The 11,740-nt window shown below is 73.1% G+C and carries 11 protein-coding genes; 6 read left to right on the top strand and 5 right to left on the bottom strand.

The annotated features are described in order from the left end of the window. Window positions 1-360 precede the first annotated feature (360 nt). Window positions 361-1,155 carry an enoyl-CoA hydratase/isomerase family protein gene (locus JK361_RS14705; RefSeq protein ID WP_201817225.1) on the bottom strand — a complete coding sequence of 265 codons (795 nt, stop codon included), beginning with the start codon at window positions 1,153-1,155 and terminating at the stop codon, window positions 361-363. 192 nt (window positions 1,156-1,347) lie between these two features. Between JK361_RS14705 and JK361_RS14700 the strand changes: the two genes are divergently transcribed. Next, complete coding sequence (locus JK361_RS14700; RefSeq protein ID WP_236053046.1) at window positions 1,348-2,007, top strand: hypothetical protein; 660 nt, start codon at window positions 1,348-1,350, stop codon at window positions 2,005-2,007. Between the two features lie 291 nt (window positions 2,008-2,298). On the opposite strand, the gene JK361_RS14695 is transcribed toward JK361_RS14700, so the two are convergent. Beyond that, window positions 2,299-3,423 (bottom strand): adenylate/guanylate cyclase domain-containing protein, encoded by a 1,125-nt coding sequence (locus JK361_RS14695; RefSeq protein ID WP_201817223.1) that lies wholly within the window; start codon window positions 3,421-3,423, stop codon window positions 2,299-2,301. A 184-nt stretch (window positions 3,424-3,607) separates the two neighbouring features. Next, window positions 3,608-4,468, bottom strand: coding sequence for a biotin--[acetyl-CoA-carboxylase] ligase (locus JK361_RS14690; protein ID WP_201817221.1), 861 nt, complete (start codon window positions 4,466-4,468; stop codon window positions 3,608-3,610). Between the two features lie 110 nt (window positions 4,469-4,578). Here JK361_RS14690 and JK361_RS14685 point away from each other — a divergent pair, with 110 nt between their 5' ends. The 4 genes from JK361_RS14685 to JK361_RS14675 all read left to right on the top strand — a co-directional run bounded on the left by JK361_RS14685 (window position 4,579) and on the right by JK361_RS14675 (window position 7,344). After that, entirely contained in the window at window positions 4,579-6,192 is a 1,614-nt protein-coding gene (locus JK361_RS14685; RefSeq protein WP_201817219.1) for an acyl-CoA carboxylase subunit beta, read from the top strand. Window positions 6,193-6,216: 24 nt separating this feature from the next. Continuing rightward, window positions 6,217-6,426 (top strand): acyl-CoA carboxylase epsilon subunit, encoded by a 210-nt coding sequence (locus JK361_RS14680; RefSeq protein WP_201817217.1) that lies wholly within the window; start codon window positions 6,217-6,219, stop codon window positions 6,424-6,426. Window positions 6,427-6,565: 139 nt separating this feature from the next. Further along, window positions 6,566-6,694 (top strand): morphogenic membrane protein MmpB, encoded by a 129-nt coding sequence (gene mmpB, locus JK361_RS42045; protein ID WP_262418372.1) that lies wholly within the window; start codon window positions 6,566-6,568, stop codon window positions 6,692-6,694. Between the two features lie 32 nt (window positions 6,695-6,726). After that, window positions 6,727-7,344 (top strand): Maf family protein, encoded by a 618-nt coding sequence (locus JK361_RS14675; protein ID WP_201817216.1) that lies wholly within the window; start codon window positions 6,727-6,729, stop codon window positions 7,342-7,344. Here the strand turns inward: JK361_RS14675 and JK361_RS14670 are convergent. Then, entirely contained in the window at window positions 7,316-7,900 is a 585-nt protein-coding gene (locus tag JK361_RS14670) for a hypothetical protein (protein WP_307787253.1), read from the bottom strand. The two genes, JK361_RS14675 and JK361_RS14670, sit on opposite strands and share 29 nt — an antisense overlap. A 364-nt stretch (window positions 7,901-8,264) precedes the next feature. Between JK361_RS14670 and JK361_RS14665 the strand changes: the two genes are divergently transcribed. Continuing rightward, window positions 8,265-10,037, top strand: a complete 1,773-nt coding sequence (locus JK361_RS14665) for an acetyl/propionyl/methylcrotonyl-CoA carboxylase subunit alpha (RefSeq protein WP_201817215.1) — start codon at window positions 8,265-8,267, stop codon at window positions 10,035-10,037. Between the two features lie 668 nt (window positions 10,038-10,705). Here JK361_RS14665 and JK361_RS14660 read toward each other — a convergent pair. Next, window positions 10,706-11,650 (bottom strand): DeoR/GlpR family DNA-binding transcription regulator, encoded by a 945-nt coding sequence (locus JK361_RS14660; RefSeq protein ID WP_201817213.1) that lies wholly within the window; start codon window positions 11,648-11,650, stop codon window positions 10,706-10,708. Window positions 11,651-11,740 lie beyond the last annotated feature (90 nt).

Genomic DNA, 11,740 nt, shown 5'->3' with positions numbered 1-11,740 from the left:
CTGCGGGCAGTCGTGCCACTGAGGACGGCGGCCCCTCCGGCAGCGACCGAACGGAGCCGGCCGCGAGCAGCCGTGCCGTCGAGAACGGCGCCCCTCCGGCAGCGACCGAAGGGAGCCGGCTGCGAGCAGCCGTGCCGTCGAGAACGGCGCCCCTCCGGCGGCGACCGAACGGAGCCGGCTGCGGGCAGTCGTGCGGTCGGGGCGGCACGGGTGGGCGCAGGGGCACCCCGCCGCGCGGGCCGGCGCCCCCGGCCCGCACCCCCACAGCCGTCGGCGCCCGCCCCTCAGCCCCTGACTCGCCTCCACGACCCGCAACCCGGGCCCCCACCCCCCAGCGCGGGGGCACCGGAAACGCGTCCTCTACTCGCCCGGCCACTCCGGCTTGCGCTTCTCGTTGAACGCCGCCACTCCCTCCGCCCGGTCCGCCGAGAACGCCACCGAGCGCCACGCGGCGTCCTCGACCTCCAGACCGGCCCGGAGATCCAGACCGTGCCCGAGCCGCAGCGCCCGCTTCGCCGCCCGCAGCCCCACGGGCGAGTTCGCGGCGATCCGGGCCCCCAGGGCCAGCGCCTCCTCGCGGTCCCGGCCCTCCTCCACCACCCGGTCCACGAGCCCCAGTTCGGCCGCCTCCGCCGCCTCGACCCGCCGCGCCGAGAAGATCAGCTCGGCGGCCCGCGCCGCACCGACCCGCCGCGGCAGCAGTTGCGTACCGCCGCCGCCCGGAATCACGCCGACGGACACCTCGGGCAGACCCACCACGGCCGTCGGGTCGGCCACGATCAGGTCGCAGGACAGCGCCAGCTCGAAACCGCCGCCGAGCGCGAAGCCGTGCACCGCCGCGATGGTCGGCATCGGCAGCTCCAGCACCCCGGTGTACGCCGCCCGCGCCACCGGCCGCTGCCGCACCAGGTCGGCGTCCGTGAACGAGTTCCGCTCCTTCAGGTCGGCCCCCACGCAGAACGCCCGTTCGTGCGAGGAGGTCAGGACGACCACCCGGGCCTCCCGGTCACCGGCGAGCGTGGCGCAGGCGCCCGCGAGGGAACGGGCCATCTCCGTGGAGACGGCGTTCATCGCCTTGGGCCGGTCCAGCACCAGCTCCGCGACCTGTCCGTGCCGCCGCACCAGCACGAACTCCCCGTACCGCTCCTCGCTCATGACACCCTCCGGTTAACGCGGGTTAACTCACTGTCGGGCTCGATCATCGCAGCCGCACCCGATCCCGGGAAAGCCCAGGGGGCTACACCCGTTCGAGTGACATCCCGGCCGTCTCCCCGCACACCGCCCACGGGAGCGCATAACGTGCGCTCCGCCATGGCGCGCCCCGGGCGCGCGGCGGGGAGGGAACCCATGACACCGATACCTGCACGGTCCGGTACGGCGCCGGGACACGAACCGGGCGTACGGCGCGGGCGGCACCGCAAGCCCCGTCCCCGCAGGGTGCTGCTCGCCGCCGGCGGTCTCGCCCTGGCCGCGGGTGTGCTCAGTCTGGTGCGGGTGGCCCCGGAGTCGGGGGTCGGTGCGCCCGGCACGGCGGAGGCCGAGCACCGGCACGGTCCGGGCGGCGCGCCCACGGACGGCTCGGCGAACCACGCGGCGACCATCGCCGCCGCCCCCACCGCACTGCCCTCGGCGACCTCGGCCCTGGGCGGCAGGAGTCCCGCGCCGACGTCCCCCGGATCGCCGGCCCCCGGGACGGCGGGCACGGCCACGGTCATGGCACCGCCCGGCGGCACCGCCGTACCGACCACCGCCCCGACGGCCGTCCCGACCGGCGTCCCCGGCAGCCCCGGCACCCCGGCCGGCACACCGCGGCCCACCTCGACGGCGTCCGCGCCACGCCCGGCACCGGCTTCGCCGACCCCCGCCCCGGCACCCAGCCGGACCCCGGCGCCGGACCACGGCACGGCGAAGCCCGATCCGGGCGGGGTGTGCGTGCCGGTGATCGGACTGTGCGTGGACGTACTCGGCGACGCGAACGACCAGCACCGACTCCCGCGGCGCCACTGACCGCTGGGACCGGCCCTCACGGCCGCACGGACCACCCGGACCGGACATCGCGGCGGCACCGATCGCCGAGACCGGCCCAGGACCGACTCCCGCGGCGCCACTGACCACTACCGGCCCCTCACGGCCGCACGGACCACCCGGACCAGACATCGCGGCGGCACGGACCGTCCGGACCGGCCCTCACGGCGACGCGAACCGCCCGGACCGGCCCGCAATCCTCACCGAACCCAGAAGGCCCTCACCTGGTCCAGCCCCCAGCCCGCGTGTCACCAACGTCCCGGGACAGCACACCTAGAGCGGGCCGTCGCGGCGGTTGAGGAGCCACGGCTCGATCACGCCGAGTCCGCGCACCGGGCGCTGCCACATCGGCTGGAGCGCGAAGCGGTACGTCGGCGGCTCCTCGCCCTCCTTCTCGGCCGCGGCCGCGGTCTCCGCCGCCTCCGCCTCCGAGACGGGCGCCTCGCCGGTGCGGGTCAGCTCCTCGGCGAAGGCGCTGTCCACCAGGACGGTGTCCTTGGGCGCTATGGACGTCAGCCGGGAGGCCAGGTTGACCGTCGTACCGAAGACATCGCCCATCCGGGTGGTCACCGTGCCGAACGCCATGCCGACCCGCAGCTCGGGCATCGTCTCGTCGTTCGCCAGCGTCTCCACCAGCCGCAGCGCGATGTCCGCGGCGATACCGGCGTCGTCGGCCACGTACAGCACCTCGTCGCCGAGGGTCTTGATGAGCCGGCCGCCGCGCGCGGCCACCAGGTCGGCGGCCGTGGTCTCGAAGGCCTCGACCAGTTCGCCCAGCTCCTCCTCCTCCATCCGGCGGGTCAGCCGCGTGAACCCGACGAGGTCGGCGAAGCCGACGGCGAGCCGCCGGTCGACCATCTCCTCGTCGTCGGCGGACTGCACGACCCGGCCGGCGGAGGCGGCCAGCTGGCGGCGCCAGACGTAGACCAGGAACTCCTCCAGCTCGGGCAGGAGCAGTTCGACGATCGGATACGTGACCTCGGTGCGGGTCATGCCCGGCTCGGGCGGCTCGGTCAGGCCCTCCAGGAAGGAATCCATCTGCCATTCCGCCAACCGGGCGGTGGTCTGCCCGGTGGACCGGGCCACCTGCACCGCCATGGCCTCGCTCAGCAGCCCCGCCTCCACCAGACCGGCGAGGCGCCGCAGGGCGAGGACGTCGGCCTCGGTGAGGGCCTTGGCCTGGCCGATGTCGGCGAAGCCCATGGCCCGCCAGAACCGGGACGCCAGCTCCATGGAGACACCCGCGCTGCGGGCGGCCTGGAACGGCGTGTAGCGGCGCTCGGCGCCCAGGATGAGCTGTTCGAGCCGCAGGGCGAGCGGGTCCTCGCCGGTGTCGGGGGCGTGGGGGTCCACCCGGCCGTCCCCGCCCGCGCCGGAGCCCGTGTCGTCGACGGTCACGCCTGCTGCCCTTCCGATCTGCCGCGGTCAGGTATCGACCGCGCTCAACTCTACGGCAGGTGTGCGCCAGCTCACTCCGTCGGGTTGGGCCGACGGCGGGCCGGTCCGCACCGGTCGGCGGCGCCCGCGGCCGCCGCCCCGGGCGCGCCGCCCGGGCCGCCCGCACGGGCGCCGCGGGCGTCGTTCACGCGGGCCGCAGATGCACGATGTCGCCCGCGCCCACGGGCTCCTGCACCCCGTTGTCCGTGGCGATGATCAGCCGCCCGTCCCCGTCCAGGGCCACGGCCTCACCGGTCACCGACCGGTCGCCCGGCAGCTCGGCCCGGACCGTCCGGCCGAGGGTCGCGCAGCCCGCGGTGTACATCTCCTGGAGCCCGCTGGCCGCGGGGTCCCCCAGCGCTTCCCGCCACCGCCCGTACCACTCCTCCAGCGACCGCAGAATCGCCCGCAGCAGCGGATCCCGGTCCGTGCCCACCGCCCCGGCCAGCGCCAGCGACCCCGCTTGCGGCACCGGAAGCTCGTCCGCCCGGAGGGTGACGTTGATGCCGACGCCGATGACGACACCGTCCTCGCCGGCCCGCTCGGCGAGGATGCCCCCCGCCTTGCGCTCCTCCCCGCCCACGGTCACCAGCAGGTCGTTCGGCCACTTCAGGGCCGTGTCGACGCCCGCCGCCCGGGCCAGGCCGGTCGCCACCGCCACCCCGGTCAGCAGCGGCAGCCAGCCCCAGCGGGCCACCGGCACCTCGGCGGGCTTCAGCAGGACGGAGAAGAAGAGACCGGAACGCGGCGGTGCCGTCCAGCTCCGGTCCAGCCGGCCCCGGCCGGCCGTCTGCTCCTCCGCCACCAGGACCGCGCCCTCGCCGGCGTCCCCGGCGGCGGCCAGCGCGGCGAGATCGGAATTGGTGGAACCGGTCCGCTGCACCACGTCGATGTCGCGGTACAGGCCCCCCTCCCGGATCAGCCCGCGCCGCAGTGCCGCGGCGTTCAGGGGCGGACGGTCCAGATCGGACCAGCGGCTGTCGTCTGATGGATTCTGCGGCCTCATGCAAGCCACCCTAGGTGTGGTAAACGACGCAGTGCTGATCGGTAGGCCCGCCACTACTCTACGGATGAGTAACCGTCCCCCCTTTTGAGCAGGCAGGGAGCCGCATCCCGATGTCCGAGCCGGAAGAGCGTCACGAGATCCACGAGATCGACATCCACACGACCGCGGGGAAGCTCGCGGATCTCCAGCGGCGCATTCACGAGGCGACGCACGCCGGCTCGGAGCGCGCCGTCGAAAAGCAGCACGCGAAGGGCAAGCTGACGGCCCGTGAGCGGATCGAGCTGCTGCTCGACGAGGAATCCTTCGTCGAGCTCGACGAGTTCGCCCGGCACCGGTCGACCAACTTCGGGCTGGAGAAGAACCGGCCCTACGGAGACGGGGTCGTCACCGGCTACGGCACGGTCGACGGCCGCCCCGTCGCCGTGTTCTCGCAGGACTTCACCGTCTTCGGCGGTGCGCTCGGCGAGGTCTACGGCCAGAAGATCGTCAAGGTCATGGACTTCGCCCTGAAGACCGGATGCCCCGTCATCGGCATCAACGACTCCGGCGGCGCGCGGATCCAGGAGGGTGTCGCCTCGCTCGGCGCCTACGGCGAGATCTTCCGCCGCAACACCCACGCCTCCGGTGTCATCCCGCAGATCAGCCTGGTCGTCGGCCCCTGCGCGGGCGGCGCGGTCTACTCCCCGGCCATCACCGACTTCACGGTCATGGTCGACCAGACCTCGCACATGTTCATCACCGGCCCCGACGTCATCAAGACGGTCACCGGCGAGGACGTCGGCTTCGAGGAGCTGGGCGGCGCCCGCACCCACAACACCGCGTCCGGCGTGGCCCACCACATGTCCGGTGACGAGAAGGACGCCATCGAGTACGTCAAGCAGCTGCTGTCGTACCTGCCGTCCAACAACCTCTCCGAGGCCCCGGTCTTCGCGGAGGAGGCGGACCTCGCCGTCAACGACGAGGACCGCGAGCTGGACACGCTCGTGCCCGACAGCGCGAACCAGCCGTACGACATGCACACGGTGATCGAACACGTCCTGGACGACGCCGAGTTCTTCGAGACGCAGGCACTGTTCGCGCCGAACATCCTCACCGGCTTCGGACGGGTCGAGGGCCACCCGGTCGGTGTCGTCGCCAACCAGCCGATGCAGTTCGCCGGCTGCCTCGACATCGACGCCTCCGAGAAGGCCGCCCGCTTCGTGCGCACCTGCGACGCCTTCAACATCCCGGTGCTGACCTTCGTGGACGTGCCCGGCTTCCTGCCCGGCGTCGGCCAGGAGCACGAGGGCATCATCCGGCGCGGCGCCAAGCTGATCTACGCCTACGCCGAGGCCACCGTCCCGCTGATCACCGTGATCACCCGCAAGGCCTTCGGCGGCGCCTACGACGTCATGGGCTCCAAGCACCTGGGCGCCGACCTCAACCTGGCCTGGCCCACCGCCCAGATCGCCGTCATGGGCGCCCAGGGCGCGGTCAACATCCTGCACCGCCGCACCATCGCCGAGGCCGAGACGAACGGGGACGACATGGAGGCGGTGCGGGCGCGGCTCATCCGGGAGTACGAGGACGCCCTCCTCAACCCCTACGTCGCGGCCGAGCGCGGCTACATCGACGCGGTCATCATGCCGTCCGACACCCGCGCGCACATCGTCCGCGGGCTGCGCCAGCTGCGCACCAAGCGGGAGTCCCTGCCCCCGAAGAAGCACGGCAACATCCCCCTCTAGGCCCCGCGGACCCTGGGAGCGGTCATGAACATCAAGGTCGTACGAGGCAACCCGACCCCGGAGGAGCTGGCCGCCGCACTGGCGGTGGTCCGCGCCCGCGCCGCGGCGGCAGCGACGTTGCCGTCCGGCGCGGAGGGCCCGAGGGACGCGTGGTCCGACCCGTCCCGGATCGCGTCCGCGCGGGTGCCCAGGCCGGGCCCGGCGTCCTGGACGCGCACCTACTGGCCGGCCTGAACCCCGGCGGACGCGGGGCGGCGCCGATGCGCGGCTCCGCCGCACGGGTGCACGAAGGACGAACGGAAGGACAACACGGGGCGCCGATCTGAGTAGCCCTACTCAGGCGCCCCGGCCGGCCGGGCCGCACGCTGGTGACATGCTGTGGTCAGACCCGGAGAACGAGCCGCCGAAGGAACTGCGCGACGCGCACGACATGCTTCGGCGGCTCGGCTTCCTCATGGCCCTGGCCATGGTCCTGGTGATGATCATGATCGGTCTGAGGTGAGCCGGACGGCATCACGTGACTAACCTGACCGCATGACCGCTAAGCGCCGCAGGCGACTCGTGCTCGCCTCCCAGTCCCCCGCCCGGCTGGGCCTGCTCCGGCAGGCCGGCCTCGCCCCCGAGGTGATCGTGAGCGGCGTCGACGAGGACGCCGTCACCGCGCCGACCCCGGCCGAACTGGCGCTCGCCCTGGCCGAGGCGAAGGCCTCGGTCGTGGCGGCGAAGCCGGAGGTGCAGGGCGCCCTGGTGATCGGCTGCGACTCGGTGCTGGAGCTGGACGGGAAGGCGCTCGGCAAGCCGGCCGACGCCGAGGAGGCCGCCGGCCGCTGGAAGAGCATGCGCAGGCGGGCCGGAGTGCTCCAGACGGGGCACTGCGTATGGGACACGGAGGCCAAGCGGTACGTGTCGGCGACCGCCTCCACCGTCGTCCGGTTCGGCGATCCGAGCGACGCCGAGATCGCCGCCTACGTGGCCTCGGGCGAGCCCCTCCACGTCGCCGGCGCCTTCACCCTGGACGGCCGTTCCGCGCCGTTCATCGAGGGCATCGAGGGCGACCACGGGAACGTGATCGGCATCAGCCTGCCCCTGGTCCGCAAGCTCCTCGCCGAACTGGGCGTGGGCATCACCGAGTTGTGGGCGCCGGAGCACTGACCTGCGCGGGGACGGAGTCCTGGGGCCCGTCGTCGCCGTCCTGCGGCTCGCCCGTACGGCTCGCCGGCGCACCCGCGCCGGCGGGGGCCGCGCCCGGCTCCGTCCGCGCGGCCGGGGCCTCCCCCTGCCCCGGCGCGCCGCCGCCCGCGGCGCTCTCCGGGCCGCCCGCACGGTCGTACGTCATCAGGAGCAGCACGATGAGCCCCAGGACGGCGACCATGGCCAGGAACGCCGTCCAGCCCACCAGGCCCCAGGCGAACGCGCCGAGCAGTCCGTGCACCACGGCCACGCTGACCAGCAGGACACGCCCGAAGCCGGCCGGGGCGCGGTTGCGTATCGCGACGAGCAGGGCCACCAGCGCGCAGAACGCGAAGTAGAGGCCGAAGACCACCCCGCCGACCTTCGAGGACGTCGCCATGACGTCCGGGTCGAGACCGGCGAGCGACATGTCCTGCCGGTCGACGACCACTCCGAGGAACCAGTTCAGCGCGGCGATGAAGACTGCCTCCGCCAGGAGGACGATCGCCACGACCCATGCCACCGGTCTGCGCACCACCGGTTCCCACCCACTCTCACGCCAGCAGCCTGTTACCTCAGGTACGTTCGAGACAGCGCGAACGCTACTAACGGGTAAACCCAGGGACAAGGGTTCGGGCGGCAGCAAAGAATCATTGGGCCATTCGTAGGGACTCGACAAAGAATCAGAGTGGGCCGCAGCACGCCCTCACAGAGACCTTGGCCACATGGGAGGGCTAGGGTTTTCCGAAGGAGTCCTGCGTACCGAGGTGCGACATGGGCTTTCGCGGGTCGAGCGCGCCTCGCATCACGCTCCGTGTGGGCAAGCTCACCACTGGGGACGGGTCGAAGTGCCGTGTCGGCAGTCCCTAAACTCGGCTTGTTTCAAGGAGGGAGCCTCAATCGTGCGCAAGGTGCTCATCGCCAACCGTGGCGAAATCGCTGTCCGCGTGGCCCGGGCCTGCCGGGACGCCGGGATCGCGAGCGTGGCCGTCTACGCCGACCCGGACCGGGACGCTCTGCATGTCCGCGCCGCGGATGAGGCGTTCGCTCTGGGCGGTGACACCCCGGCCACCAGTTACCTGGACATCGGCAAGGTACTGAACGCGGCCCGCGAGGCCGGCGCGGACGCCGTCCACCCCGGCTACGGCTTCCTCTCGGAGAACGCCGAGTTCGCCCAGGCCGTGCTGGACGCGGGGCTGATCTGGATCGGCCCGCCGCCGCAGGCCATCCGCGACCTCGGTGACAAGGTCGCCGCCCGGCACATCGCCCAGCGCGCCGGCGCCCCCCTGGTGGCCGGCACCCCCGACCCGGTGAGCGGTGCCGAGGAGGTCGTGGCCTTCGCCGAGGAGCACGGCCTGCCGATCGCGATCAAGGCCGCGTTCGGTGGCGGCGGCCGGGGTCTGAAGGTCGCCCGGACCCTGGAAGAGGTCCCGGAGCTGTACGAGTCGGCGGTGCGTGAGGCGGTGGCCGCGTTCGGCCGCGGCGAGTGCTTCGTCGAGCGCTACCTGGACCGCCCGCGGCACGTGGAGACGCAGTGCCTGGCGGACAAGCACGGCAACGTGGTCGTGGTCTCCACCCGTGACTGCTCGCTTCAGCGCCGCCACCAGAAGCTGGTGGAGGAGGCCCCGGCGCCGTTCCTGTCCGAGGCCCAGGTCGCCGAGCTGTACCGCGCCTCCAAGGCCATCCTGAAGGAAGCGCGCTACGAGGGCGCCGGAACCTGCGAGTTCCTGGTCGGGCAGGACGGCACGATCTCCTTCCTGGAGGTCAACACCCGTCTCCAGGTCGAGCACCCGGTCACCGAGGAGGTCGCCGGCATCGACCTGGTCCGTGAGATGTTCCGCATCGCCGACGGCGAGGAACTCGGCTACGACGACCCGCAGCTGCGCGGACACTCGTTCGAGTTCCGGATCAACGGCGAGGACCCGGGCCGCAACTTCCTGCCGGCCCCCGGCACGGTCACCCGGTTCGACGCGCCCTCCGGTCCCGGTGTCCGCCTGGACGCGGGCGTGGAGGCCGGCAGTGTGATCGGCCCGGCCTGGGACTCGCTGCTGGCCAAGCTGATCGTGACCGGCCGCACCCGCGAGGAGGCCCTGCAGCGGGCCGCGCGGGCGCTGGAGGAGTTCCAGGTCGAGGGCATGGCCACCGCGATCCCGTTCCACCGCGTGGTCGTCAGGGACCCGGCGTTCGCGCCGGAGCTGACCGGTTCCGCCGACCCGTTCACGGTCCACACCCGCTGGATCGAGACGGAGTTCGTCAACGAGATCAAGCCGTTCGCCGCTCCGGCCGACGCCGAGGCGGAGGAGGAGCTGGGCCGCGAGACGGTCGTCGTCGAGGTCGGCGGCAAGCGTCTGGAGGTCTCCCTGCCCTCCAGCCTGGGCATGTCCCTGGCCCGCACGGGTCTGGCGGCCGGCGCCAAGCCGAAGCGGCGCGCGGCGAAGAAGTCCGGCCCGGTCGCGTCCGGCGACACCCTCGCCTCGCCGATGCAGGGCACGATCGTGAAGATCGCGGTCGAGGAGGGCCAGGAGGTCAAGGAGGGCGACCTGATCGTCGTCCTGGAGGCCATGAAGATGGAACAGCCCCTCAACGCCCACAAGGCGGGCACCATCAAGGGCCTGAACGCCGAGGTCGGCGCCTCGCTCACCTCAGGCGCCGCCATCTGCGAGATCAAGGACTGACCCAGGCCAAGAGCGCCTGCCCCGCGCCCCGGCGAACCGACAGTGACGGTTCGCCGGGGCGCGGCCTTTCCCCACCCGCCGACGCCTCACGAACCCGACGGACCGCGAACCGCGGTGGCGGGGCCAGGCGGTGAAAGAGGGTGGGGAACGGCTCGGTCGGGCCGCTGCGCGGCCGGTGTCCGGCGAACGTCTCGGCACGGGCCGGATCCGTCAGCGCCGTGCCCGCGCCGCACGCGGGGCCACGGGCAGCGCGGGGCCCGGCCGGCGTAGGGGCGCGAGTCCCGGACGCGTGAGGCCACGGACGGCGTAGGGGCGCGAGTCCCGGACGCGTGAGGCCACGGACGGCGTAGGGGCGCGAGTCCCGGACGCGTGAGGCCACGGACGGCGTAGGGGCGCGAGTCCCGGACGTGTGAGGCCACGGACGGCGCGAGACCACGGACGGCGTGAGACCACGGACGGCGTGAGGCCACGGACGGCGTGAGGCCGAAGCCGGCGTGAGACCGAAGCAGGCGTAGGGGCGCGAGACCACGGACGGCGTGGGCCGTGGACGCCGGGTGTCGTTGGGGCACGGACGGCGCGCGAGGCGTAGGGCCCCAGGCGGCATGGGCCGTGGACGGCGTGGGGCCCGCGAGCCCCACCGGCAGCGCCCGGCCCACGCGGGACCGCCCCTAGCGGCGCCGCAGATCCGCGACGCGCCCCCGTTCGGCTGCCGTCGGGTCTCCCAGGCCCGCGGCGGACCGTAGTGCGGAGGTGCCCGGTACGTGCCCCCTTCGCGGTCCCGGCAGTGGGGCGCGGCGGCCCGCCGGGACCTGGTCACCCCCCGGGCTTCCGCTCGCCCCCGCAACGGCGATCTGCACGCCCTGATCGGCGAGCGCCTGCAACTCCGTGGCGGCGCGGTCGTCGTGGGCGGGCGGCTCGTCGGTGACCAGCCGGGTGATGAGGTCCGTCGGCACGGTCTGGAACATCGTGTCCGTGCCGAGCTTGGTGTGGTCGGCGAGGACCACGACCTCCGCGGCGGCCTGGACGAGGGCCCGGTCGACGGACGCCGAGAGCATGTTGGAGGTGGAGAGGCCGCGTTCGGCGGTGAGGCCGCTTCCGGAGAGGAAGGCCTTCGACACGCGCAGGCCCTGGAGGGACTGTTCCGCGCCGGAGCCGACGAGAGCGTAGTTGGAGCCGCGCAGGGTGCCCCCGGTCATCACGACCTCCACCCGGTTGGCATGGGCCAACGCCTGGGCCACCAGGAGGGAGTTGGTGACGACCGTCAGGCCCGGCACGCGCGCGAGGCGGCGGGCCAGCTCCTGCGTGGTCGTTCCCGCCCCGACCACGATGGCCTCGCCTTCTTCGACGAGGCCCGCGGCGAGGTCGGCGATGGCCGTCTTCTCGGCGGTCGCGAGATGAGACTTCTGCGGGAAGCCGGATTCTCGCGTGAACCCACCCGGCAGTACCGCACCGCCGTGCCGGCGGTCGAGGAGTCCTTCTGCCTCCAGTGCCCGCACGTCCCGCCGTACGGTCACTTCGGAGGTCTGGACGACGCGGGCGAGTTCACGGAGCGACACGGCACCGTTCGCTCGCACCATTTCGAGGATCAATTGGCGACGTTCAGCAGCGAACACGAAACTGACAGTAACCCCAGCGACCGTCTGGTTTCAGCAGTTTGCGCCGAATAACAGAAGTTGTTCGCATGGTGGGGCGGGAAGTGGTAT

This window comes from Streptomyces musisoli, from assembly GCF_016741855.1.
Lineage (GTDB): Bacteria > Actinomycetota > Actinomycetes > Streptomycetales > Streptomycetaceae > Streptomyces > Streptomyces musisoli.
This window is presented reverse-complemented; position numbering and strand designations above follow the sequence as displayed.